General features: G+C 61.9%; 22 protein-coding genes, 1 other RNA gene and 1 riboswitch. Of the genes, 13 read left to right on the forward strand and 10 right to left on the reverse strand.

Annotation, left to right across the window (positions count from 1 at the left end; genetic code table 11):
• Nucleotides 1–27 precede the first annotated feature (27 nt).
• Nucleotides 28–861 carry a prephenate dehydratase gene (locus tag AC2FMM_RS16080; RefSeq protein WP_496797095.1) on the forward strand — a complete coding sequence of 278 codons (834 nt, stop codon included), beginning with the start codon at nucleotides 28–30 and terminating at the stop codon, nucleotides 859–861.
• Nucleotides 862–881: 20 nt separating this feature from the next.
• Here the strand turns inward: AC2FMM_RS16080 and AC2FMM_RS16085 are convergent, their stop codons facing one another.
• Entirely contained in the window at nucleotides 882–1,349 is a 468-nt protein-coding gene (locus tag AC2FMM_RS16085; RefSeq protein WP_496710698.1) for an SRPBCC family protein, read from the reverse strand.
• 38 nt (nucleotides 1,350–1,387) lie between these two features.
• Nucleotides 1,388–2,371: an NAD(+) diphosphatase gene (nudC, locus tag AC2FMM_RS16090; protein WP_496797096.1), complete on the reverse strand. Its 984-nt coding sequence runs from the start codon at nucleotides 2,369–2,371 to the stop codon at nucleotides 1,388–1,390.
• A gap of 144 nt (nucleotides 2,372–2,515) precedes the next feature.
• On the opposite strand from nudC, the gene AC2FMM_RS16095 reads away from it, so the two are divergent.
• Both AC2FMM_RS16095 and ffs read left to right on the forward strand, forming a co-directional pair.
• On the forward strand, nucleotides 2,516–4,435 hold the full coding sequence (locus AC2FMM_RS16095) for a bifunctional 2',3'-cyclic-nucleotide 2'-phosphodiesterase/3'-nucleotidase (protein WP_496797097.1): 1,920 nt from the start codon (nucleotides 2,516–2,518) through the stop codon (nucleotides 4,433–4,435).
• A gap of 40 nt (nucleotides 4,436–4,475) precedes the next feature.
• Nucleotides 4,476–4,572: signal recognition particle sRNA small type (ffs, locus tag AC2FMM_RS16100), an RNA gene on the forward strand.
• A gap of 62 nt (nucleotides 4,573–4,634) precedes the next feature.
• Here the strand turns inward: ffs and AC2FMM_RS16105 are convergent.
• Nucleotides 4,635–5,492: an alpha/beta hydrolase family protein gene (locus tag AC2FMM_RS16105; protein WP_496797098.1), complete on the reverse strand. Its 858-nt coding sequence runs from the start codon at nucleotides 5,490–5,492 to the stop codon at nucleotides 4,635–4,637.
• 83 nt (nucleotides 5,493–5,575) lie between these two features.
• On the opposite strand from AC2FMM_RS16105, the gene AC2FMM_RS16110 reads away from it, so the two are divergent.
• A complete protein-coding gene (locus AC2FMM_RS16110) occupies nucleotides 5,576–6,148 on the forward strand; it encodes a TetR/AcrR family transcriptional regulator (protein WP_496710702.1) in 573 nt (190 codons plus the stop codon).
• Nucleotides 6,149–6,176: 28 nt separating this feature from the next.
• A riboswitch (cobalamin riboswitch) is annotated at nucleotides 6,177–6,391 on the forward strand.
• Nucleotides 6,392–6,478: 87 nt separating this feature from the next.
• The gene (locus AC2FMM_RS16115; protein ID WP_496797099.1) at nucleotides 6,479–6,886 is read left to right on the forward strand and encodes a hypothetical protein; all 408 of its coding nucleotides are present in this window, start codon (nucleotides 6,479–6,481) and stop codon (nucleotides 6,884–6,886) included.
• A 3-nt stretch (nucleotides 6,887–6,889) separates the two neighbouring features.
• Here AC2FMM_RS16115 and AC2FMM_RS16120 read toward each other — a convergent pair whose 3' ends face one another.
• Nucleotides 6,890–7,393, reverse strand: a complete 504-nt coding sequence (locus AC2FMM_RS16120; RefSeq protein ID WP_496797100.1) for a protein-tyrosine phosphatase family protein — start codon at nucleotides 7,391–7,393, stop codon at nucleotides 6,890–6,892.
• A 155-nt stretch (nucleotides 7,394–7,548) separates the two neighbouring features.
• Between AC2FMM_RS16120 and AC2FMM_RS16125 the strand changes: the two genes are divergently transcribed.
• The 7 genes from AC2FMM_RS16125 to AC2FMM_RS16155 all read left to right on the forward strand — a co-directional run bounded on the left by AC2FMM_RS16125 (nucleotide 7,549) and on the right by AC2FMM_RS16155 (nucleotide 13,335).
• On the forward strand, nucleotides 7,549–9,303 hold the full coding sequence (locus tag AC2FMM_RS16125; RefSeq protein ID WP_496797101.1) for a DNA polymerase III subunit gamma/tau: 1,755 nt from the start codon (nucleotides 7,549–7,551) through the stop codon (nucleotides 9,301–9,303).
• An 86-nt stretch (nucleotides 9,304–9,389) separates the two neighbouring features.
• Nucleotides 9,390–9,734: a YbaB/EbfC family nucleoid-associated protein gene (locus AC2FMM_RS16130; RefSeq protein WP_170360889.1), complete on the forward strand. Its 345-nt coding sequence runs from the start codon at nucleotides 9,390–9,392 to the stop codon at nucleotides 9,732–9,734.
• A gap of 46 nt (nucleotides 9,735–9,780) precedes the next feature.
• Nucleotides 9,781–10,374, forward strand: a complete 594-nt coding sequence (recR, locus tag AC2FMM_RS16135; protein WP_496797102.1) for a recombination mediator RecR — start codon at nucleotides 9,781–9,783, stop codon at nucleotides 10,372–10,374.
• A 113-nt stretch (nucleotides 10,375–10,487) separates the two neighbouring features.
• Nucleotides 10,488–11,078, forward strand: coding sequence for a TetR/AcrR family transcriptional regulator (locus AC2FMM_RS16140; RefSeq protein ID WP_496797103.1), 591 nt, complete (start codon nucleotides 10,488–10,490; stop codon nucleotides 11,076–11,078).
• Nucleotides 11,079–11,139: 61 nt separating this feature from the next.
• Nucleotides 11,140–11,553: an organic hydroperoxide resistance protein gene (locus AC2FMM_RS16145; protein WP_496797104.1), complete on the forward strand. Its 414-nt coding sequence runs from the start codon at nucleotides 11,140–11,142 to the stop codon at nucleotides 11,551–11,553.
• 36 nt (nucleotides 11,554–11,589) lie between these two features.
• Nucleotides 11,590–12,618 (forward strand): NADPH-dependent curcumin/dihydrocurcumin reductase, encoded by a 1,029-nt coding sequence (gene curA / locus AC2FMM_RS16150; protein WP_496797105.1) that lies wholly within the window; start codon nucleotides 11,590–11,592, stop codon nucleotides 12,616–12,618.
• Nucleotides 12,619–12,651: 33 nt separating this feature from the next.
• Nucleotides 12,652–13,335, forward strand: a complete 684-nt coding sequence (locus AC2FMM_RS16155) for a type 1 glutamine amidotransferase domain-containing protein (RefSeq protein ID WP_496680435.1) — start codon at nucleotides 12,652–12,654, stop codon at nucleotides 13,333–13,335.
• Nucleotides 13,336–13,397: 62 nt separating this feature from the next.
• On the opposite strand, the gene AC2FMM_RS16160 is transcribed toward AC2FMM_RS16155, so the two are convergent.
• Both AC2FMM_RS16160 and AC2FMM_RS16165 read right to left on the reverse strand, forming a co-directional pair.
• The gene (locus AC2FMM_RS16160; protein ID WP_496797106.1) at nucleotides 13,398–15,377 is read right to left on the reverse strand and encodes a RiPP maturation radical SAM C-methyltransferase; all 1,980 of its coding nucleotides are present in this window, start codon (nucleotides 15,375–15,377) and stop codon (nucleotides 13,398–13,400) included.
• Between the two features lie 6 nt (nucleotides 15,378–15,383).
• A complete protein-coding gene (locus AC2FMM_RS16165) occupies nucleotides 15,384–15,665 on the reverse strand; it encodes an Os1348 family NHLP clan protein (protein ID WP_149776248.1) in 282 nt (93 codons plus the stop codon).
• A 195-nt stretch (nucleotides 15,666–15,860) separates the two neighbouring features.
• Here AC2FMM_RS16165 and AC2FMM_RS16170 point away from each other — a divergent pair, with 195 nt between their 5' ends.
• Nucleotides 15,861–18,722 (forward strand): ATP-binding protein, encoded by a 2,862-nt coding sequence (locus AC2FMM_RS16170; RefSeq protein WP_496797107.1) that lies wholly within the window; start codon nucleotides 15,861–15,863, stop codon nucleotides 18,720–18,722.
• A 770-nt stretch (nucleotides 18,723–19,492) separates the two neighbouring features.
• Here AC2FMM_RS16170 and AC2FMM_RS16175 read toward each other — a convergent pair.
• The 4 genes from AC2FMM_RS16175 to AC2FMM_RS16190 are packed head-to-tail and all read right to left on the reverse strand — an operon-like array spanning nucleotide 19,493 to nucleotide 24,403.
• Nucleotides 19,493–20,671, reverse strand: coding sequence for a carbohydrate porin (locus AC2FMM_RS16175; RefSeq protein WP_496710713.1), 1,179 nt, complete (start codon nucleotides 20,669–20,671; stop codon nucleotides 19,493–19,495).
• Nucleotides 20,668–21,435: a DUF3299 domain-containing protein gene (locus tag AC2FMM_RS16180; protein ID WP_496797108.1), complete on the reverse strand. Its 768-nt coding sequence runs from the start codon at nucleotides 21,433–21,435 to the stop codon at nucleotides 20,668–20,670. Before AC2FMM_RS16180 ends, AC2FMM_RS16175 begins: the two co-directional genes overlap by 4 nt.
• Before the next feature lie 57 nt (nucleotides 21,436–21,492).
• Nucleotides 21,493–22,992, reverse strand: a complete 1,500-nt coding sequence (locus AC2FMM_RS16185; RefSeq protein ID WP_496797109.1) for a metal-dependent hydrolase family protein — start codon at nucleotides 22,990–22,992, stop codon at nucleotides 21,493–21,495.
• On the reverse strand, nucleotides 22,970–24,403 hold the full coding sequence (locus AC2FMM_RS16190; protein ID WP_496710716.1) for an amidohydrolase family protein: 1,434 nt from the start codon (nucleotides 24,401–24,403) through the stop codon (nucleotides 22,970–22,972). The genes AC2FMM_RS16185 and AC2FMM_RS16190 overlap by 23 nt, the downstream gene beginning before the upstream one ends.
• Nucleotides 24,404–24,727 lie beyond the last annotated feature (324 nt).

Consider the following 24,727-nt stretch of genomic DNA (forward strand, 5'->3'; position numbering starts at 1 on the left):
TGTAACTTGTTGCACGGAATCGACCAAATGACCAATCGCATCGCATTTCAGGGCGAACCCGGCGCCTACAGCCACGAAGCCTGCCGCATGGCCCGCGCCGACATGGAGCCCCTGCCCTGCCGCACCTTCGAGGACGTGATCGAATCGGTCCGGTCGGGCCAGGCCGATCTGGCGATGCTGCCGGTCGAGAACACCACCTATGGCCGTGTCGCCGACATCCACCGTCTGCTGCCGCACAGCGGGCTGCACATTATCGACGAAGCCTTCGTGCGTGTGCACATCAACCTTCTGGCGGTCCCCGGCGCAACGCTTGAAGACATTACCGAGGCGCATTCGCACCTGGTCCTGCTGCCGCAATGCGCGGGCTTTCTGCAGGAACACGGCATCCGGGGCCGGGTCAGCCCCGACAATGCCCGCGCCGCGCGCGAGGTTGCCGAGGCCGGAGACAAACACTCGGCAGCCCTTGCCAGCGAACTGGCGGGCGAGATCTATGGGCTGAACGTTCTGGCTCGGCATATCGAGGACAATGACGACAACACCACCCGGTTCCTTGTCATGTCGCGCGAAGTGGACGAGACGCGCCGGGGCGCGCATGGCATGATCACCAGCTTCGTCTTCCAGGTCCGCAACATCCCGGCGGCGCTGTACAAGGCGCTTGGCGGGTTCGCGACGAACGGCATCAACATGACCAAGCTGGAAAGCTACATGGTCGACGGTTCCTTCACGGCGACGCAATTCTATGCCGACATCGTCGGCCATCCCGACGACCGCAACGTGCAGTTGGCGATGGACGAGTTGCAGCATTTCACCACGAATGTCGAAATACTGGGGGTCTATCCCGCCGCGCGGCCTCGGGGCTAGCGACTTGCGGCCGGGCGCCGTCAGCCCCCGTGCGCGTACCGGGTTTCCATTTCGCGGGCGAAATCACCCAGCCGCAACTGGAACTGGCGGCGAAACCGAGTTTTTCCCAGCTTGAACGATTGCAGCAACAGCCGTGCGGGCAAAGTCTGGGCGGCCAGCGACATTTCGATGGACAACCTCGTGTGCCGCTGCGACAGCGGCAGCAACTCGACCGTGGTCAGGCTGGTCATGCCCTTACCCGCGGCCACGAACCGCATCAGCGACGGGCGTTCGAACTCGGCCAGTTCGACCGACATGCGGCGCGTTCGACCGCGCACCTTGAATTCGGCATCCCAACAGGCGCCGACCCCGGGGGAAGGCGTATCGAAGGTCCGCCGCACCTCGATCCCACGCCGCAGCGCCATGCGTTCGAAACGCCCGAAATCCGCGACCATCTCGAAAACGTCCGAGATGGGGACCTGAATGTCTTCCTGTGCCGAAAACTGCATGTACGCCTTGATCGTTCGGTATTTTTGCCAGTGTCTCGCTAGTCCAGTGTATCCGCAAGCCAGTTGCGCAGAAGAAAATGCGCGATCGCGCCTTTTCGCGCCGGCATCAACCGCGGGTGTTCCCCGGCAAAGGCCTGCATCATGTCAGCGCGCGACACCCAGATCGCGTCTTCGATCTCGACCGGATCGATCATCAGCCGCTGCGACAGGGCCTGTGCCGCACATCCAAACATCAGCGAAGCTGGAAACGGCCAGGGCTGGCTGGCCAGATAGCTGACCGCACCGACCGGCACGCCGGCTTCTTCCATGACCTCGCGTCGCACGGCGGCCTCGAGCGTTTCGCCCGGTTCGACGAATCCGGCCAACAGTGAATACATCCCCTCGGGCCAGCCGGGCGAGCGCCCCATCAGCACTGCGTCGCCAAAGGTGACCAGCATGATGACCACCGGATCAGTGCGCGGGAAGTGCTGGGCGCCGCATTCGGGGCAGGCCCGCTGCCAGCCGCCCTGTGCCGGGGCGCTGCGGGTTCCGCACCGGGCGCAGAACCGATGGGTTTCGTGCCAGCCGATCACCGCCTTCGCCGTCGCGGCGATTTCGGCATCGCGGGGCGACAGACGGGTCATGATGCGACGCAGCTCGGCAAAGACATGACCGGTGGGCAGGTTCGGATGCTGCTGCTCGGAGCGATCGACAAAGGCCCCGACTCCAGACAAGTCCAGCCCGTCGGCCGGCCAATCGGATATGTCGGCGGCAAACAAGGGCGCGCCCGCGTCGGACTTCCCCATGAAAACGGGCTGTTCGACGGCACCCCCGGGGCCGCTCTGCACCAGAGCGTGGGTCATCGGCACCCAGGCCAGCTGATCCAGATCGCCGCCCTGCACCAAGATCTTGCCCCGCCACAGCAACAGGCAGCGCGACATCGGGTCCCTGCGGACCGCCTCCAGTTCTTCGCCGTTGGCGCGAATATCAGCGGCACGGTGCAGCCCCGATCCGCCGAATGTAACCTGCTCTGCCCGTTTCATGTCCATGCTCCTGCGATTGGCTCAAGGGCTGCCACGACTGTCGGCCCAGCGCAATGCCCAAGCCAAGGCCGCCGTTCGGCACCGCCTGCAAAAAAGACACATGGATGCCCGACAAATAAACGGATATTCTACCTTTCGGCGAACATGCATTTAAAACAACGCACAAAAGCAGAGCAGTTGAAAACAAAAACCTTGGCGCACCAAGCGCATGGCCAAGCGATCCAATCCGTCCTTCGCATCCTGGCGACGACGGACCTGCACATGAATCTGACCAGCTTCGACTATTACGCCGACCAGCCGGACCAGGCCATCGGGCTGACCCGCACGGCCAGCCTGATCCGCGTCGCCCGGCAAGAGGCCCGGCAGTCGGGCGCCGAAGTGCTGCTGTTCGACAACGGCGACGCGCTGCAAGGCACATTGCTGGGTGATTGGGCCGCCGACCAGCCCGGCCCTCAGCATCCGCTGTTGTCGGCTTTCGAGAAACTGGGCTATGACGCAATCGCGCTTGGCAACCACGATTTCAGCTTCGGGCTGCCCGTTCTGGAAGCCATCGTCGAACACGCGCCGTTTCCGGTGCTGTGCGGCAATCTCCGGCGCATTGGACGGGCGCAGGCCTGGCAGCCCTGGGTCGTACTAACACGTCGGATGCGGGTTGGCGGCCAAGAGGTTCCGCTGCGCGTCGGCGTTTTTTCGATCCTGCCGCCGCAGACGGCCCGGTGGGAAGCGCACCATCTGGACGGGCAGGTCGAGGTCGCCGATTCGATTTCCACCGCCCGGACCTGCATTGCCGAACTGCGCGACCGCGGCTGTGACCTGGTGATTGCCCTTGCCCATTCCGGCCTTGGTGACGCCGAACCTGCCCCCATGTCCGAAAACGTGGTGGTCCAGCTGGCGGCTCTGGCCGGCGTGGATGCCATCGTGGCCGGGCACACGCACATGCTGTTTCCCGCAGACGTCCCGGACCCGGTGGCCAGCATGGACCTGCAAAACGGTCTGATCCACGGCAAGCCCGTGGTCATGCCCGGAACCGCCGGAACGCATCTGGGCGTGATCGAACTGACGCTGGAGCGAGATGCGACAAGGTGGAAAATCGTCGCGAAATCCGGCCGACTTCGCTCTGTTCAGCCTGCGCAGCCGGATGCGGGGCCTGTGCCCGAAGACCCCGAGATGATGCAAGTGTTCCAAACCGGACACGCACGGACACGCCGCCGTGCGGCATCGCCGGTCGGGCGGACGGAGCAGGCCATGCACAGCTATTTCACTTTCTGCGGGCTGGATCGCGGCCTGACCTTGGTCGCCGCCGCCCAAGCCGCAGCGCTGCGGCCGGTTCTGAAAGAGTCGAAGTTGGAAAACCTTCCGCTGCTGTCGAGCGTAGCACCGTCCAAATTCGGGGGTCGGGCCGGGCCACGCCATTTCACCGATGTTCCGCGGGGCGACGTGTTCCTGCGCCACGTGTCGGATCTGCATGTGTTTCCCAATGAGTTGCGGGCGGTCGTCGTTACCGGTGCGCAGTTGCGGGATTGGCTGGAAATGTCGGCAGCAGTCTACCGGCAAATCGACGGCGCCCGCGAAGCAGACCTGATAGACCCGCAGGCGACCGGGCACAATTTTGACGTCCTGCACGGGGTGACCTACGAAATCGATCCGTCATGCCCGCCGCGTTTCGACCTTGGCGGACACCGGACCGGTAACGAGAATGGGCGGATACGAAACCTTTGCCATCACGGCACCCCGGTCACGCCGGAACAGGCCTATGTCGTGGCCGTCAACAACTATCGGGCCAATGGCGGTGGCAATTTCCCGATCCTGCGGCAAAGTCCGGCGATCCAGATGCCGCGCATGAATATCCGCGCGATCGTCCGGGATTACCTGTCCGGAGCGCTGGAACGCGATCCGCTCGAAGATGCTCCGGCCAGCTTTTCCCTGACCGGTTTCCACGGGCGTGCGGCCGTGCTGCGCACCGGACCGGGCGCCGAGAAATACCTGGATGAACTGGCCGCTTTCAGCCCCGAGCCGCTTGGGTTGGACGACCAGGGCTTTCTCCGGATCCGGCTGTGGCCGTGACGGGTTGCCAAGCGCCTGCGTGATGCCTATATCGGCGGTCGAGAGGTTGGCGCGGGCAAGCGCCTCGCCAACCTGGTCAGGTCCGGAAGGAAGCAGCCACAACGAGCCCCGCTTGGGTCGCTGTCCAACCTCTCACTTGATGCCGTCACGGCACACTGTTTTCCGATCATTCCCTGATGCAGGACCGCCGGACTGGTCGTCAGGCAACCAGCCGCGGCCAGATTGCGCGGCTGCGCCGAGCGAAGGCGCCGATATGGCCGACCTCGCGCAGGCCGAAGGCGGCCGGGGCCAATAGATGGCGCCGCGCCGCAGGCCCGTACAGCTCGGCCAGCCGCCAGACCGCCGGCGGCGGAACCGTCTGATCATCCTCCAGGGCGATGACGTCCACCGGGGTCGTCATTCGGCCCCAATCGGCCGGCGGAAGCGTGTCGCCCAGTTCCGGCAGATAGCTGTCGGGTGACGTACACCACTTCCGCCACTGCCAATAGACCCCGGATGGCAGGTCGGACCCGAACCCAAGCATCCGCCCCGGCAGATAGCCCAGCAGACGCACCAGAGGCGGCACATGACCATACCAAAACAGGCTCGCCAACCCTTTGTAGGGCCAGGGATGATCGGCCAGGGTCACCAGCCCCGAACACACGCAAATCATCCGGTCGATCCGGTCGATCCCGGGCTGAAGCGGCCCCAGCATCCCGCCAACCGAATGACCGATGACCCAAAGCTTGGCATCGGGATAGCGCCGCCGCATCTCGGCCTGCGCCGCCGGCATGTCCTTCAGCGCCCAATCGGCCATAGTGGCATCCGAGTCTTTCAGGCGCCGTTTCAGAGATGTCCCGAAATCGCGATAGTCATAGGTCAAGCAGGCCATGCCCCGTTCAGCGGCCAGCCACCGCGCGAAATGCTGGTAGTAGTCCCGCGGCACGCCGGTTGCCCCGTTCAGTACGACAGCGATTTCCGGCCTGGCCATCGGTGCATAGAGCTGCGCCGACAGGTTTGCCTCGCTCGCCGAAAACTCGAAATCCTCGACTTTCACGGTCTGCTGCGAATCCAACATCCATGCCTCCAAGCGCTCTGGACCGATTGGTCTAATCATTGCATCTGGACCGATCGGTCCAGCCCTGTCAAGATGCGTGCAAGATGACCCGACGTCCGCAAAACACCCGCGATCGCCTGACCCAGACCGCCGCCCGGCTGTTCCAGCGCTCGGGCTACAACGGTGTCGGCCTGACCGAGATCCTGACCGAGGCTCGGGCGCCCAAAGGCTCGCTGTACCACCATTTTCCAAAGGGAAAGCAGGATCTTGCCCTCGCTGCGGCCAGCTGGGCTTCGGACGGGATGCGCGACATGATCGCGGCGGCGTTCAACGACGCGCAGGATTTCCGCGCAGGGGTCACCACCCTTTGCCACAAGATCGCGAAACTGTTCGACACCTCGCCGCAATGGGAGACCTGCCCGATCGCCGCCACCCTGTTCGAAAGCCCCGACAACCGGGCCTTCCGCGACCATGCCGACCGGCTGTACGAAAGCTGGATCGACGAGGTGCGCGGCCACGCGGAACGGTTCGGCGTCGCGCATCCTGACATGGCGGCCGACACCCTGTTCATCATGATGCAGGGCGGTTGGCAACTGGCGCGCGCGCGTCGGGATTCGAATGTGCTGCGCCGGTTGCCCGAGCATGTCCCGTGGGACCGGTTCCAGCCGCGCGACTGAATGCGGCTTGACTCGGCCCGACCCTGACCGCTAGCGATTGGGTGATGGTTCCCGCGCCTTCAGCCGGGATGAAAAGGGAACACGGTGCGGCCCCCCCGGGACAATCGGAACGGGCCAATGCCGGGACTGCCCCCGCAACTGTAGGCGGAGAGCGATGCCGAGATACCACTGACCGCAAGGTTGGGAAGGTCGGCAAAGCAACGACCCGCAAGTCAGGAGACCTGCCATCAAACGTGAAACCGAAACTCGGACGGGGTGTCCGGGCAGGGTCTGGCCGTGAAATCGGCTGTCCGCCCCGGTCCGCCCCGCCCAGCGCGCGGAGGGCGCATCATGATCTGGAAGACCAACACGCACGAATTTTCCGCAACCGTCTGCCAACGCACGGGCAGGACCTGCCCAGCGCTGGCGCATCTGGCCCGGTCGGTCGCGCAGGCGGTCGCGGCGGCCGACGCGGCAACCTCGCCCGATTTCCGGGTGGAAGGCAGCAGCGAACTGACCCATTGCACGCCGGGCTGCATGGCCCGCTTTGACGCTCGCGCCGACCTGATCCGGGTGTATTGCGGCGCACGCGCAGGGGCAGATACGCAAAGCCTGGACGCCTATGCCGACCTGATGTTCAATGATCAGGCCGATGCCTGCCCCGCGCAGGGGCTGGACACGTCACCCTGCGCGATGCTGCAGGCGGTCGCGCTCGATCCCACCACCCTGGCGGAACACGCCTTGCCGGCAGTCATCTGACGGTCAGTCCGGGGTAGCAACCCAAGCCGGCGCCACGGCCCAGAGCAACTGCGCCTCGGTTTCCACGGCGCAGGGGCGAACGGCCCGCAGGCGTTTGAGCGCCGGTTCCGGGGCTTCGCCACATTCGATCATCAGGCGCAGAACGGCCATGCCGGATCGTCCACAGCCCCCCCGGCAATGCACCAGAACTCGCCCGCCGCCGCTCAGCGCATGGCGGGCGGCGGCGCTGACTGGCGGCCACTGGCCGTCAAAGTCATCCCCCGGCGCCGAAAAATCGGCGACCGGCATATGCGCCCAGCGGCTAGCACGCCCTTGGATGTCCGATCCGAAATCTCCCGCCCCCACGGCGACCATCTCGGCCAGGGTCGTCATCGAGATCACAAGACCCGGCGCCCAGCCCCCGATCAGGTCCAGGTCGCCGCGGTAGTCGCCGCCTCCGCCGGGTATCGAGGTCAGGGCAAGCGAACCGCCCCCGACCTGCAGGGCATGAACAACCAGATTGGACATCGAAACCACCCCTCGGGAAACGCATCACTGAAACTATTGGTCCAGTATGGCCCAACCAGCGCCACCGCCAAAGCGAAAAACCTGCACCGGCGCTGTGGACGCGGGGCACCGGGAACTCTACCCTGCATCGTCAGTACGAATCCGTCAGAGCAGACATGACCACACAGTCCAGCCCCGCCTATCAGGTTCTCGCCCGAAAATACCGCCCGGAAACCTTTGCCGACCTGGTCGGTCAGGATGCCATGGTGCGCACGCTGAAAAACGCGTTCGAAGCGGACCGGATCGCGCAGGCCTTCATCATGACCGGCATCCGTGGCACCGGCAAGACAACCACGGCCCGGATCATCGCCAAGGGCATGAACTGTATCGGCCCCGACGGCAATGGCGGACCAACGACCGAACCCTGCGGCCAGTGCGAGCATTGCGTGGCCATCATGGAAGGTCGCCATGTGGACGTGCTGGAAATGGACGCCGCCAGCCGCACCGGCGTGAACGACATCCGCGAGATCATCGACAGCGTGCGCTATCGCGCCGCCAGCGCGCGGTACAAGATCTATATCATCGACGAAGTCCACATGCTGTCGACCAGTGCTTTCAACGCGCTGCTGAAAACGCTGGAAGAGCCACCCGAGCATGTGAAGTTCATCTTTGCCACGACCGAGATCCGCAAGGTTCCGGTCACCGTGCTGTCGCGCTGCCAACGGTTCGACCTGCGTCGGATCGAGCCCGAGGTGATGATCGGCCTGCTGCGCAAGATCGCCACCGCCGAGGGCGCGGAAATCTCGGATGACGCGCTGGCCTTGATCACCCGCGCCGCCGAAGGCTCGGCCCGGGATGCGACCTCGCTGCTGGATCAGGCGATCAGCCATGGCGCCGGCGAAACCACCGCCGACCAGGTGCGCGCGATGCTGGGGCTGGCCGACCGGGGCCGCGTTCTTGACCTGATGGACATGATCCTGCGTGGCGATGCGGCCGGGGCCCTGACCGAACTGGGTGCGCAATATGCCGAGGGCGCCGACCCGCTGGCAGTGCTGCGCGATCTGGCCGAAATCACCCATTGGGTCTCGGTGGTGAAGATCACCCCTGACGCGGCAGAAGATCCGACCGTCTCACCCGATGAGCGCACCCGCGGACAGCAGATGGCCGAGGCGTTGCCGATGCGGGTGCTGACCCGGATGTGGCAGATGCTGCTGAAGGCGCTCGAGGAAGTCTCGGCCGCCCCCAACGCGATGATGGCCGCGGAAATGGCGGTGATCCGCCTGACCCATGTGGCCGATCTGCCCAGCCCGGAAGAGTTGATCAAGCGCCTTCAGGACAGCCCTCCACCGCCCGTCGGCGGGCCGGGGGGCGGCGTTCCGGACGCCGGAAACAGCGCCCCGCCCGTGACCGCGACGGCCTCGGCCCATGCGCCAGCCCCGCGTGGCGTGGGCGGCGCGCCGACGGCGGCGTTGGCCCAGGACGTGCAGACCGCGCTGGCGCGTTATCCAACTTTCGAGCATGTGGTCGAACTGATCCGCGCCAACCGCGACGTAAAACTGCTGGTCGAGGTCGAAAACGGCGTCCGCCTCGTCTCGTACCAGCCGGGACGGATCGAGTTCACGCCCACCGAAAAGGCCCCCACCGACCTGGCCGCGCGGCTCGGGTCCGCGCTGCAGCGCTGGACCGGCAATCGCTGGGCGGTCTCGATCGTCTCGGACGGGGACGCGCCCACCATCGCCGAACTGCGCGACGCGGCCGAGCTGGCGCTGAAGGCCAAGGCCGAAGAACACCCTTTGGTTCAGGCGGTTCTGACACAATTCCCCAAGGCCCGCATCACCCGGATCGAAACCCCTCAGGACCGCGCGGCCAAGGTCGAAACCGAAGCCCTGCCCGAGGTCGAGGACGAATGGGATCCATTCGAGGAAGACTAATCACCCGCGCAGAAGGCGCGCTGCCCTTGTGAAGGACGCAGACGGCCCGTATTTAGGCCGCAATTCGAATGACAGGAGACATACAGATGCTCAAAGGACTCGGCGGTCTGGGCGACATGGCCAAGATGATGAAATCCGCGCAGGAACTGCAGACCAAGATGGCGCAGATGCAGGAAGATCTGAACACCATCATGGTCGTCGGCGAATCCGGCGCGGGCTTGGTCAAGGCCACGGCCTCGGCCAAGGGCGAGCTGAAAGGTCTGGACATCGACCCGTCGATCTTCAACAGCGACGACAAAGAAGTGGTCGAGGACCTGATCCTTGCCGCCATCAAGGATGCGCAGACCAAGGCGGCCGAGCGGTCGCAGGAAGAAATGACCAAGCTGACCGAAAGCATGGGTCTGCCGGCGGACATCAAGCTGCCGTTCTAATCTTCGCCCCTCAAACCCCCGCCGCCAAAGCCACGCAGGAAAGGCCATGAGTTCGAACAGTGACATCGACGCCCTGATCGACCTGATGGCCAAGCTGCCGGGGCTGGGGCCGCGCTCGGCCCGGCGGGCGGTGCTGCACCTGATCCGCAAACGCGCCCTGCTGCTGACGCCGTTGTCGGACGCCATGCAGCAGGTCGCCGCCACCGCGCGCGAATGCCTGAACTGCGGCAACGTGGGCACCACCGACATCTGCGACATCTGCAATTCCGAAGAGCGCGCCACCGGAGAGCTGTGCGTGGTCGAAGACGTGGCCGACCTGTGGGCGATGGAACGCGCAGGGGTATTCAAAGGCCGCTACCATGTGCTGGGCGGAACGCTCTCGGCACTGGACGGCGTCGGCCCGGATGACCTGCGCATCCCCCGCCTGCGCGACCGGGTGACTGCCGAAAACATCACCGAAGTGATTCTGGCCCTGAACGCCACCGTCGACGGGCAGACCACGGCCCATTACATCGCAGATCAGCTGGAAGGACAGGTCCGCCTGACCTCGCTGGCGCAGGGCGTGCCGATCGGGGGCGAGTTGGATTATCTGGATGACGGGACGATCACCGCAGCGCTGCGGGCGCGGAAGGAACTGTAAGGCTTCGAAATCCGTGCACTTTCTTCGTGGGCGATGACCCGACGTTACGTCATCTGGATTTTCATCCGTCAACCCACTAGACGACCGGTCTATTAACTGCCATCTCGTGACCCATGAGCACGCAACGCAAGGATACCCGGAAACAGATTCTGGCCGTGGGCCGCCGGCTGACCGCCGAGCGTGGGTTTGTCGGCGTCGGCCTGAGCGACCTGCTGAAAGAGGCCGGAGTTCCCAAGGGCTCGTTCTACCATTACTTCGCCTCGAAAGAGGATTATGGCTGCGCGCTTCTAGAAAGTTTTGCCGACGATTACCGACAAGGGCTGGCGGACACGCTGAACAACCCCTCGCTGAACGCGCATGATCGATTCCTTGCCTATTTCCAGGGCTGGATCCGCAAACAGACCGGGCAAAACCCCGAAGAGCGCTGCCTGGTCGTCAAGCTTGCGGCCGAGGTTTCGGACCTGTCAGACAGCATGAGCGGTGTTCTGCAAAACGCCGTGGACGGCATCGTCGAGGCCCTGACCCAGACCCTGCGCGACGGCATCGCCGAAGGTTCGGTGGCCCGGCTCGAGGACCCGGCACTGACTGCGCGCGCGATCTATCACCAGTGGCTCGGCGCTAGCCTGGTCGCTGGCCTCTCCGGATCGGTCGAGCCGCTGGAATCGGCCATGAAATCAACCGTATCCGCGATACGCCCCATGTAAAAAATTTTGACCAGATACTAGACGACCGGTCTATTAGAAAGCCGAAAACAGGAGCCTGCCCATGAAAATTCTCTACAAAACATCCGCAACGGCCACCGGTGGCCGGTCGGGGGTGACCGCGCTGGATGACGGCTCGTTGTCGATTCCGATGGTGCGTCCGGGTTCTCAGGCCGACGGCCACAACCCCGAACAGCTTTTTGCCCTTGGCTATGCCGCCTGTTTCGACAGCGCCATGGATTTGATGGCGAAATCGCTGGGGCTGGATGCAACCGGCGCCAGCACCACGGTGGCGGTCAGTTTGGGGCAGCGGTCGGATGGTGGCTATGGGCTGGACCTCGACATCACCGCGCATCTGCCCGGGCTGTCCGATGAAGGCGCCCGCAAGCTGGTCGAGGCGACGCATCAGGTCTGCCCATATTCCCACGCCACACGCGGAAATATCGACGTGCGCCTGCATGTCGATACCAACGCGTGATCACGCACTCAACGCAATCCAAAGGACCGACACGACATGTCTGACACCAGGAACCGCCAGATCGTTCTGGCCGAACGCCCCAAGGGCGAACCCGACACCAATACGCTGCGCATGGTCGAAACGGATATCCCCGAACCGGCCGAGGGGCAGATGCTGCTGCGCACGGTTTACCTGTCGCTGGACCCCTATATGCGCGGACGCATGAGCGACGCCCCCTCCTATGCACCGCCGGTCGAGATCGGCGGGGTCATGGTGGGCGGCACCGTGGCGCGCGTGGTCTCCTCGAAGATCGACGGGTTTTCCGAAGGTGACTGGGTGCTCAGCTTCAATGGCTGGCAGGACTATGCTCTGTCGGTCGGCGAGGGCGTGCTGAACCTAGGCCAGGCGCCCTCGCATCCGTCCTGGGCGCTTGGGGTGCTGGGCATGCCCGGCTTTACGGCCTGGGCCGGCCTGACGCAGATCGGCGCGCCGAAACCCGGTGAGACCATCGTGGTCGCCGCGGCGACCGGGCCGGTCGGGGCCACGGTCGGCCAGATCGGCAAGATTCTGGGCTGCCGCGTCGTTGGTGTGGCCGGTGGCTCCGAGAAATGCGCCCATGCGGTGGACGAGCTGGGTTTCGACGCCTGCATCGACCACAAGGCCCCTGATTTCGCCGAGCAGCTCGGCCAGGCCGTTCCGAACGGCATCGACATCTATTTTGAGAATGTCGGCGGCAAGGTGCTGGACGCGGTGATCCCAAACCTCAACCCCAAAAGCCGCATCCCTGTGTGCGGGCTGGTATCGCAATACAACGCCACCGCGCTGCCCGAAGGGCCGGACCGGATGAACTGGTTTCTGGGTCAGGTCCTGCGCAAGCGGATCACGGTGCAGGGGTTCATCATCTTCGAGGATTTCGGCCACCTCTACCCCGACTTCGCGGCTCAGATGGGTGACTGGGTCAATTCCGGCCGCGTCAAGTACCGCGAGGAAATGATCGACGGGCTGGAAAACGCCCCCAAGGCGCTGATCGGCCTGCTGCGGGGCGAGAATTTCGGCAAAAGCGTGATCCGCGTTGCGCAAGACTGACAGCTTCAGACAAGCCAAACGAAAGGAAAAGCAATGAAGATCCTCATGGTTCTGACGTCTCATGACCAACTCGGCGACACGGGCCGCAAGACCGGCTTTTGGCTGGAAGAGTTCGCGGCCCCCTATTACGTGTTCAAGGATGCCGGGGCCGAGATCGTGTTGGCCTCGCCCAAGGGCGGGCAACCGCCCATCGACCCGGCCAGCGACGAAGACGCCGCGCAGACCGATGCCACCCGGCGTTTTGCGGCAGACACGGACGCGCAGGCCCAGCTGGCATCGACCCGGCGCCTGTCGGAAATCGACGCCGAAGGCTTTGACGCAATCTTCTATCCGGGCGGCCACGGCCCGCTGTGGGACCTGGCCGAAGACGCGGACAGTAAGCGCCTGATCGAAACCTTCGTCGCGACGGATCGCCCGGTCGGCGCCGTCTGCCACGCGCCTGCGGTCTTCAGGCACACCACCGCCCAAGACGGGAAGCCGCTGGTCTCGGGACGCCGCGTCACCGGGTTCTCGAATTCCGAAGAGGCGGCCGTGGGACTGACCGACATCGTACCCTTCCTGCTCGAGGACATGTTGAAGGCCAATGGCGGGCATTACGAAAAAGCCGACGATTGGGCCCCGTTGACGGTGAGCGACGGGCGCCTTGTCACGGGCCAGAACCCGGCCTCATCCGTGGGGGCCGCCCAAGCCGTCCTGACCCTGTTGAACGGAAACTGACCGGAGCACCGCCCCTGCGGCAAATGCGCTGCGGGGGCGGGCATTCGTCGGGCAACCCTGCCTTAGCCGTGCTGCGGGACCGTCGGACCGGGAGCTGGTGCCGAGCGGCTCTCGGGCGCGAATTCCTGCGGTCGTTGTGCGGCGAAGGCGTGTTGGGGCGTTGCGCGAATATCTGCCCAGTCCGGCGCACGCGAAAAGCCCGGCGTTCTGAGAACCAGACACAATGCCGAACTGCCCTCGGCATGGATCAGCCCGGCGCGCTGTAACCGTTCAAGGGCCTGCTCGACGGCTTTGGCGTCGTACCTGCCCATCAACCGCTTGTGCAACAGATCGACCCCCATGATCGTCGGGCACAGGTCCAGAATGGATCGTTCGACCTCGGACAGGGTATGGGTGACCGGGCGTTCGGGACGACGGGAATCCACGACACGATCGCCATCGAAATAAAGCGCCGCCGCGCTGGCCTGCCAATCCTTCAGGCTGTGCAGCACCGGCTGCGCGCGCTGATCTGCCGGGGCTGAACCGTCCTCGAGAATGTCGAAATGATAGGCGTGATCCCACAAATCTTCGGCCGGAACCGCATAGACATGCGCATAGGGCTTTGCCGGCGCGACCTTGATGCCAAAGGCTTCGGGGCGTTCGAAATAGGGGCTAAAACGATCCGCCCGCACCGGCCCGACCGAGCCCGGCGGCTGCAGGTGCGCAAGCAACGGGATCAGACGGGACAGGTTGTGGAACGTCTCGGCGGTCTCGCAGGGAAAGCCGTACAGAAAGCACCATTCGACGAACACGCCCGCCTCGGCGCACAGCTTGAGCGTCTGGATGTTCTGAATCCCGGAAACGCCCTTTTTCATGTGCATCAGGGTTGCCGTGTCAAACGTCTCGATCCCCGGCTGGACCTTGCGTATGCCGGCATCGGCCAAGGCTGCTATCACTGACGGGGACAGGTTCGACTTCACCTCGTAATGCATCAGAAACGGGCGTTCGTCGCGCGCAAGCCGCGGGATCAACGTCTTGAGATAGCGATGGTCCAGAATGTTGTCGACGACCACGATGTCGGGCCCATACAGGTCGGCCAGGTGGCGGAACTCGGCAAGCGCCCGGTCCGGGGACTTGCTGCGATACGCCATCGTCTGACCGTTCAGGCCGCAGAACGTGCAATGGTGCTTGGCGCCCCACCAGCACCCGCGTGACGTCTCGATCGTGGCCGAAGGCGTCAGGATGTCGGACAATCCCGGTGTCTGTTCGAACCGATCGAAGAACGCGCTGAAATCCGGGATCGGCAAGGCATCGAGATTTGCCGTCAGACGTGGCGGCTGCCCGGGGCGGTCATACCGCAGGTCCGAGCGCGTCAACATCCCGCGAACGGCGGGCAGGTCGCGCCGGGTTGGCACCTCGTTGAGAAATTCGGCAAAGGCTTGCTCGCCTTCGCCCTGGCACACGGCATCCAGTTCGGGGTGTGCCCGCAAAAGCGCCTTGCCCAGCGGCCCCTCGCAATTGGCACCCCCCATGACGATCACCAGGTCGTCGGATCGTTTTCTGAGGGCTCGCACAAGCGCGACCGACGCCATCACCTGCTGGAACGACGATGTGATCCCGACCACGGTCGGAGCGCATGCCATCACCTCGTCGGCGCACCGCTCCACAAAATCCCGCGTCAGTTTTCTGGCTGCCAACGCGCTTTGCACATAGGTCAGCCACTCGACCCCCTCGACATGGTCGCCCAGGACATCCAGCAGATAGGCCATCGCATCCGGCTCGGGGCGCGGATAGACCAGATCACTGAACAACCACTCTCCCAAGAGGGCCTGATAGACCTTGCCGTCCGACAGCAGGAAATAGTCGTCAAGGCCGATGGTTTCGGCAAAGTCGAAGCTGAAGTATTTTTCCGTGGTCGCGACCCCGGCGTCCCTGGCCATGGTCGCCAGCAGCGATATCCCCAGCGCGGGATGCTGCAGCGACGAAAACGGCATCGACACCAGGCACAGACGATGAAGCGCCGCAGGTTGCGACGTCACACGACCCGGCGGCGTCTCGCTCATGCGGGATTACGCGCAGCGGGGGCGAAGCACACCGTCGGATGTCTGTTCGTAGGCCGCCTTGATGTCCTGCATCGCGGTCTTCAGATCCGATTCTCCGGCAAAGACCGAACTGATGGCGCCCAGAAGCTTGCGCGCGTGATCGTCCTGATCCAGCGTGATACCAAGACGGTCCACGACCTCTTCGGGGTTCTTGATGAACGCGTTGCGAAACGCCTCGTCCAGCACCCCGCGCCCGATGATGGTCTGGACGTCTTCCAAAGTCAGTCCGCGAGTATGGTGATCGGTCATTTCTGTCCCCAATTTCTTAAAACCATGGGCAACTCGTATAGTGTTATTGGAGAAAATTCAATGATTAAGCACCATGCGCCCTCCTCCGATCCCAGAGGCGACTGCGCCGCTGATGTAAGGTCGGCCGTACGGATCGGGCTGGATTAATCCGGGCGGACCAGACATACTCACGTCTGACCGGGGGAGCCTTCGAGAATGCGGAGTCGAGTACAGATCGAGCCGACCGAGCGCCGAATGTGTTCGGTTCTTTTTGCTGACATCGTGCGTTCGACCATGATCATCGGCGATCTGGACCCCGAAGATGCGGTCAGCCATCTGGGGCCGGTGATCGAACAGATCATGACCATCTGCGAAAAGCACGGCGCGACCACGCTGTTCACAGGGGACGGCGCGCTGGCGGTTTTCGGCTCGCCCCAGGCCGACGAGGACCACGCCGCAAAGGCGATTGCCAGCGCGCAGGAGATCATCCGCCAGATCGCCGGGAAGGGAGATCAGAGCCCCGACGTCCGCATCGGAATCCACGCCGGCGAACTGCTGGTCAGCGATCTGCAGCACACCCAGGGACACGAACAGGCCTTTCTCGGGCCGGTCATGAACATCTCGAGCAAAATCGAGGCCGCAGCCCGCAAGAACGTGGTGACGGTCTCGGAAACGGTCATCCAAAGCGTCGGAACCCTTTTCGACCATGAACCCGCCGGCGAATTACAGATCGACGGACGCAACAAGACGCTGAAACTGTTCGAGATCAAGGCCCGAAACGAACAACGGTCCCGGTGGGCATCGCTGGCGCGTCGCGACCGCTCGCCCCTGGTCGGGCGCGAGGCCGAAATGGCCCGGCTGCGCGAAGCTTGGTCCAGGGCCTGCCAGGGTGAAGGCAACTCGGTCCTGCTGCTTGGCGCGGCGGGGGTCGGAAAGTCGCGCCTGACCCACGAACTTGTGGAAAACATCGCGCCCGAGGCGTTCGACCTATGGGAGTTCAATTGCTTCTCGCTGGATCAGACGGCCGCCTATCTGCCAATCATCCGCGCATTGAACGCCCGCATGAAACTGTCCGACTGCCAATCCGACACCGAGTTGGAAGCGAAGCTTTCAAAGGGGATCGGCAACACCAGATTCCTGGACAAACACACCAGACAGGCCCTGTTTTCGATCTTTCGCCGCGCCCGGACCGAAGTCGAACAGGCCGCCGGCGACCCGTCGCGCCGGCGCCGCAAGCTGAACGACATCCTGTCCAGGATGATCCTGTCGACCCGGAAAGAGAAGCCGCTTCTTCTGTTGTTCGAGGATCTTCACTGGGCGGACCAGGGCACATTGGACGTGGTTCAGGAGTTGCTTTCAAGCATCTCCTTCCTGCGGGTTCTCGTGGTGCTCACTTCGCGCAACGCGACGCCCTTCACAAGCGATCAGAAAGGCAGGCTGCAGCTGCTTCCGGTCCCCCCGCTCGGCGAGGACGACTGCCGGGAATTGATTTCGCGCCTGTTGGGGCCACGAGGCGACGACGGCCGCTTGCGCGACTTCGTCGACACCATGAGCGGTCGCACCCCGTTGTTCGTCGAGGAATTCGCCCACCATCTGCGAAACCGTCTGGACCGGACACAAGGCAACGAAAGCCTGCACCGCGACCTTTCCGATCTGGAAATACCGGCCCGCGTCCAGCCTCTCATCGCGTCCAGGATCGACACGCTGGACAGTGAGAACAAAAAGGCGCTGCAGGTTGCCGCAGTCGGCGGTCTGCGCTGGACATGGAGTACGCTGACCGAGACACTTCAACGACTGGGCTTTGAAGCCCGGCCTCGGCTGACGGCCCTGATCGAAGGCGGTTTTCTGGAAACCTACGGCCCTGCGGAAAACCAGCAGATCCGGTTCAGTCACGCGCTGGTGCAGAAAGTCAGCTATCGCAGCATTCCGCGACTGCGCCGATCGCGCCTGCACCGGGCCATCTTTGAGGCCCTGCACGCCGGTGCAGACACCGATGATCTGGAAATCGCCCAGGCCATCGCCCGCCATGCCGATCAGGGTGAGCTGTGGCAGGAAGCAACCGAAGCCTATCTGCGCTGCGGCGAGCTTGCCAGCCGACTGTTCTCGTTCGAGGCGGCGGTTTCGTATTTCGACAACGCGCTGCGTTGCGTCGGCAGGCTGAAGGCCGAGACCGGGTCTCAGAACGTGTACGAGCTTGAATTGCGGGTTCGCCGGGGCCTGCGCGTCTCGCTGGTGGCCAGCGGTAATTTCCGCCGCATTCTCGAGATCTCGCACGAGGCAGAGAAATTGTGCGATGACGCGGGGGACAGGGTCTCGAAGATCACGTCGCAGATCGATCAGGGGATCATGACGACGATCCTGTTCGATATTCGTGACGCGCGCCGAATTTCGCAACGCGCTCTGGACAGCGCGACCGAACTGGGCGATGCCCGGCTGCAGGCCAACGCGGCCTTTGCCTTGGCGCAGGCCGCCTGGTTCCACGGGGATTACGAAAGCGCGAAAGCGGCGATCGACCATCATGCCGGTCTTTTCAAGAATGAGTTCCGCACCGTCGAAACCGGAACGACCGGATCGATTTCAGTGCTGGGAATCGCAACGCGGGCAAACGCCCTGAGCATGATGGGCCAATTCGACAAGGCCGAGGACGACATCCACGAAGCGCTGGAAATCGCGGGCGAGACAGGCAAGGTGTATGACCGCAGCTTCGCCCTGATCGCGCGCGGGATCAGTTGCTGGAAGTTGGAAGACGACGCGCGCGCAACCGAAGCGCTGCGCACGGCACTGAAGATTTCTATTGAAGCCGGGATCGATGTTCTGAGTTGCTTTGCAGCAGCGCCGCTCGCCCGTGTGCTGGCCCGAAACAGAGACTTCGCGAATGCGCGGCTTGTCCTGGCCAAAAGCCTCGGCCTTGCACGGGAAATGCAGATGGAAGCATTCGTCGCCTGGCTGTTGAGTGCCGAGATTCGGGTTTTGCAGGAAGACGGTCAAGGCGGCGAAGCCGAAGAGGTTGCCGCTGAACTGGCTGACCTTTGCCGACAGAACGGATATTTCGGATGCGACCCAACCTTGCTTCCTTGACGGGGTTGAACCAGTGTCCTGCGCTCCACATGGTGATCCTCCACTGAAGTGGTCCACCGCTATGTTTGAGATAACTGAGGATGGAGTTCACACCGTTCCTGGTCCGGTGAATGCTCACGTCAGACAGCCGGGTCGATCGATGGGCCTCTAGCCGCCACTGGCTATCCAGACTGCCAGAAGCACGGCCATCAGAGCGACATGCCGCGAGCCGTTTCCGAGAAGGCCGAGGCGGCGCTCCCGTCCGTGTTCCGCGCGACCGAGATCGAGGAATAAACCCGGCAGTGCATCGCGACCTTTAGGAGGCGATACTGGTGTCACCGGGTATTGCACAGCAGATCCAGGTCTCGGCGAGACAGGTCTGCCCGTGCGTTGCCCCGAGATGCACCACGTGGATTTGTTGCCCCGAGTCGCGTTTTGACCAATACCAGCACTGAAGCGCAGCGCTCAAAATGGCGGATTTCTGTTTTATTTCATGGGCTTGAAATGGCACCCGGGGGCGGAATCGAACCACCGACACGAGGACTTTCAATCAAGTTTCCAGACTTAATTTCAATGGGTTATAACAAAATGCATCACTTTGTGTATAACTTCTGAATATCGCAGAGGCGAATTTAGCTTAAGGTATTGAAAATTAAATTAATAATCCTGGACCAAAGAAAGATTTGAATACTTGTTCAGTCGCCCATCCTGCCTCCATCAGTCCACCGAGAACATTCACCTAACAATACTCCCATAACTGCTTTGATTTCAGTTACTGCTTTCGGCCCGCATCAGAAAACGATCCGGGTTCTTAGACCGAACAATGTAATGTTATCCTGATCAGGGTTCAGAAGCGGGTTGGATATGAATTGTATCGACGGTGTGATCTGCAGTCCGGGTGAGATTGAAAAGCGATAGAATGCTTCAAGCGTGAACTGATCGCCGTCTATGCCTCTTGCCTCAGCCCAGTTCAGACCCAACCCTGCCAAATCGGTATTGCGACCGTAATAGCCGACACCGGCAGAAATGGACCGATCATAGAGTGCTGCCGTACCTTTTGAAGCCCCAGCCCGAAAGAATGGCATCCACTTATTGTCAACAAACCATGCGGCGGAAAACGCGGCGCCGTAATCCTCTGGACGGCTACCATCATCCGCCGCATCCGCATGCCAGAGTGTCAGATGGATATTGTCGAAGTAGATGCGATCAAAGCCAGAAGTGTAGCCGATTTCGAGTGATTTGAATAAATTTCCATCGCTGAACACATCAAAGTTTGGATCAGACGGGTCGGCATTTGCGTCTGAGACGCTCGCGACGGCGTACAGGTTATCGCTCAGCTTTATCCCACCGGCAATGCCAATGCCTTGGTTGGGCGTGTTTATCGTCGGGTTGGTGTTGAAGGACAGGTTTTGGAAACCACTATAGGGGCTTACCAACCCGTAAATATCCACAAAGTCGGTTACATCAATCTGCCCGACTTGCAGCGTCCACGAACCGTTCTCGGCCCTTTGTGTCCAGAACAGGTTGGTCAACAACAAACCATTATCGTTGAAGGCTGTCCCTGTGATCGAAAGCGCTCCGCCATCCAGCCCAAGAAACTGTGGGGCAACATCGGTATAGCTGTGCCGGTCTTCGATCTTGAATGTCAGAGAACCCCGTTCAGTTGCCTGCCAACTGCCGTAGAAACGAGCGATTCCACTTGCGGCTTCACCAGTTCCCAAATCAGCGTTCGTGGTTTGGCCCAATGCCAGGTAATCCAAGTTGAACCGGAACCCACCCTCAGCAAGCCGGTCTTTCCACTGAAACCAGCCCGGCGCGATATTGCGCGGAAAATCGGAACGATATTGTGGGTCGGTCAGCCCATCTCCGGGCTCCAGATCAGCTTCGACCGAAGAAGGCCCGGACAGTCCTTGCGCCGAGGCAGCGCCAGCAACCGCAACACTCAATGCGACAACGAGAAGTCTTATCATTCCGACGCCTTTGCCCCGCCGGTCTTGCGATGACCCGCTGCTAGGATGCGACCAGCAATCGATGCCGCCCAATCATTTGTTGTTGGCGTGCTGGCCATCAGATCTCGCATCGTTTCAGTCTGCGAGACCTCCAAAACATAGCTGGAGGTCATTGGCACATTGCCGTCTACGATGCGGAAAGTATGGTTTGTTTCTTCAATTGACAGTTTGCCTGTCAGCCGCACCGGTTCGTGCATAGTGCTGGGGCTCCAGTCGTCAACTACTCGCGCCCGGATCATCTGATTGGCGTTTGGCGGTGGGGTATGGCTACACATGCCGCGTACGGGAACGAGGTAGACGACAGTGGTCCCGTCCGCTTCGACAGGCGCTGGGATAGCGTAACCCGCCAATGTAACGATTTGTCCATCAAGCTTCGGATTAGCCGCTGTTGCTGCTTTCTTGCGCCGGTCGGCAACGATCCAGCGTTGGTCGATCAGCCAATCTGCATCAATCCCGTCTTCAGACAGTTCCTTAAGTGCCGCATTGATTTTTGCGGCACCGTCGGCCATCTGAGCCTCGCTGAGAGTGGCGTCGTTCAGCAGCTCTCTGTTTCGGACGATCGTCCGCAAGGATTCGATCTGTTGATAGTTTAAATCCTCAAAAGGATCCTCATAGGTTTGCGCCGACGGATCGATCAGATCCTCCCAAGCGATCTGCTCAGCCGTAGCGGGCGCGGCGAGCGGAACAAACAGCGTCAGAAAGCTCAAAGTCAGCAAACGATGCATCTCTTTCTCCAAAAATGTTTCGCTGGGCGGCCGAGGTAAAAAAGCCGCGGAAGATCATCAGTTCAGCGTGTTTTTATAAATAACGCCGTCCTTCATGATCAGTCTTATTGTCGGGATGTCACGGGGACGCGGCTCGGCGTCGTACCATTTCTCGTTTCCGCCGATCACACCTATGTCTTCGAGGGGATTTCCATCGACAATCAGGATGTCGGCGTATGCGCCTTCTTTGATAACGCCAAGTGGACCCTCAAGATACGGATTTGCCTTGCCGGAAAACGCCATGAGCTCGCCAGCCGAGGATGTCGCGGCAACCAGCATTGCGTGATTGCCGAAAAGCTCAGCGTGAAACCACTTCTCGTAGTCGAGTTGCGTCCTTAGCAACTCGCCCGTCGCGAACACGACATCAGTCTGGAAAGCCATCTTCGGTCGGATCGCCTTGACGTTCTCGACAAAGTCCTTGGCTAGGTCGGTCGCGAGCGCCAGCTTTGCCTGGTTCTCCGGGCTCTGCAGCCCAGGGTTTTGTTCGAGATACGGTGATATTCCGGTCATCTGCGACACAAGGAATACGTCATTATCCTTCATCAGCTGCAAGGTCTCACGGCTCGCAAAAAAACCATGCTCGATACTTCGCACACCGGCATTTACAGCTCGACGGATCCCCTCGTCGGAGAAGACATGCACGGCGACATAAGTATCCCAGTCGGCCGCTGCGCGAACTGCAGTTTCGATCTCTTCAGGAAGAAACTGAAGCGTATGCAGGGGATCAAGAATCGACGCAACGCCGCCCCCCGCCATAAGTTTGATTTGGGTTGCTCCTTGGGACAGGTTTTGCCTGACCGCTGCGAGGACGGCATCCTCGCCGTCGGCCACAGTCGTGATGCCGAGGCGCTGAGCGTTGCTGTCATTCGGAAAAGGAGGCAGGTTCGGGTTCCGCTGCGAGCCGAAGCGCAAATCTCCGTGGCCGGATGTCTGCGACACGAATGCGCCGCTCGGGTAAATCCTCGGTCCTTCGACGAGGCCGGCATCGACCGTCTTCTTCAAGCCAGAGCCGCCACCGCCCATCTCACGAACGGTTGTAAAGCCACTGTAGAGATATTCGTTGGCCATATGTGCGGCGCGCGGGCCGATCTCGTCCCACATGCCACTCTCCATACCAGCGACACCGCCGGGCATATTCATGTAAAGATGAGTGTGCGCGTCGATCAGGCCGGGCATGAGGGTGCGGCCTTCACAATCAATGACTTCGGCATCCACGGCCGAGAGCGACGCATCCCCGATGGACGCGATAAGATTGTCTTCGATCAACACGTTGCGGCCTTTGGCGAGGCTGTCCGCGACACCGTCGAACACGTTGCAATTAGTGAATAAAAGCTGTCGCGGCTCATCTTGAGCGATCGCGCCTGAGGCGAGTGCAAACGACAGTACGACAATGAGAGGTTTTCGCATTGCGGTCTCCTGCAAATTTTCTGTTGAGCTTCTTTTGACCGCGGGGCGGCCGAGGTAGAAACCGCCCCGCGCGATCCAGATCAGATGATCATGGATAGACTTGCGGCTCACGAACCGCCGGGCGGTACATAATACTATCGCTCTCGACCAGCGTGTTCTTGTAGGCGCGACCATCCTTCATCACGAGTTGCAGCTTGCTCTCATCGAGGATCAGGTTGATGTCTTCCAAAGGATTACCGTCCCAGATCAGGATGTCGGCATAGCTGTCCGGCGCGATCCGGCCGAGGTGATAGGTCGGATAGGGATCTTTGGGCCCGGACCATTTCAGCACGATACCCGCGTTGCCCGTGTAGTGCTTCAGCGCCTGTGCCGGGCTGAACCCGACCGACGTGGGGCACACGATGTCCTCCTTGATCTTCTCAACCAGGCCGGGGCTGAACATGTCCGAGCCTCCAATGATGAACATGCCATAGTCGTTCATCCACTTGGACATGGCGCGTACGCCTTCGCCAACCGCCACGCCCTTGAGTTTCTGCTCGTGCGTGAAGAAGGCCGGCATGCTCTCGTAGGAGCCGAAGGTATTCACGCTGACATAACACTGGAAACTCCAGACGATGTCTTTCGTTTCGTTGTATTTCGCCACCATGCGCTTGACCATGTCCTCCGAGATCAGGAAGCCATGCTCGAACGAGCGGGTGCCGAGCCGCAGGTGCCGGTCGTAGCTCTCGTCGTGATAGGCATGCACGGCGACATAGGTGCCATTGTCCCTGGCGATCTCGACGGCCCGGGCGACCTCGTCCTCGGCAAGCCCGAGGATCTCGAGCGGATCGAATTCGCTGGCCACGCCGCCGCCGCCCATGACCTTGAGAAACGCAGCGCCGCGCCGGAAGTTCAGGCGCGCCGCGCGGGTCACATCATCGACCCCATCGGTCACCCATGTATTCGACGTCAGCTGCCCCATGTCCTGACCGTTCTCAAGCGTGGCCGGCGGCACGTTGCGCCCCGCCCAGTCGCTGTGACCGCCGGTCTGGCCGATAGCGCCGCCCGACGAGTAGACACGCGGCCCCCGGACCAGGCCCATGTCGATGGCCTTGGCAATATCCAGTGGATCGCCGGCGATGTCCCGAATCGTGGTGATCCCCTTCATCAGCATGTGATCGTTCATGTACTGAAGCGCGATGGCACCGCCCGCCGCATCGTCCCAGCGGGTCTGATAGGCGGCCGTCCCCTCCGGCGGGTTCAGCATCACGTGCTGGTGCATGTCGATGAAACCGGGCGTCATCGTCTTGCCACCGACATCGACGACAAATGCGTTCGGCGCATCGATGGGGTCGGTCGAAACCTGCGTGATCGCGTTGCCTTCCACCAGCACGTTCGCCCCCATGATCAAATCGGGGCTGAAACCGTCGAACACGTTTGCATTGGTGAACAGAATCGGCGGCGGCGTATTTTCCTGCGAAACCGCAGGTGACGCGATCGCCAGCACTGCAACGACCGCCGTTGCGGTTATTGTCTTGGACATGATTTGTCGGACTCCCCTGGTCTTGTTTCGGCATGTGGGAGCCTCGGCCGATCATCGATTACTTTGTTTGAGTGTCTCGCGCACAGAAAAATCATAGGCGGCAATGTTAGCTCCTCGCACGAAAAGCGTACTAGGCGTGAAAGAGGCCGCCTAACAGTTTTTCGGTTTCAGGATGAAATGGTAAATTTGAGGTCGCAAAATGGTAAATGCCTTGCGATACTACGTCGTGTGCGCTCTGATGATGGCGGAAGGTATTGGTCGCAGTCGTAAAACTTAGGTACGCGCTGAACTTCGCGATTGCCTGCGAAGACGCTGGCTGTGACC

Source organism: Ruegeria sp. BHSC043 (genome assembly GCF_059612985.1).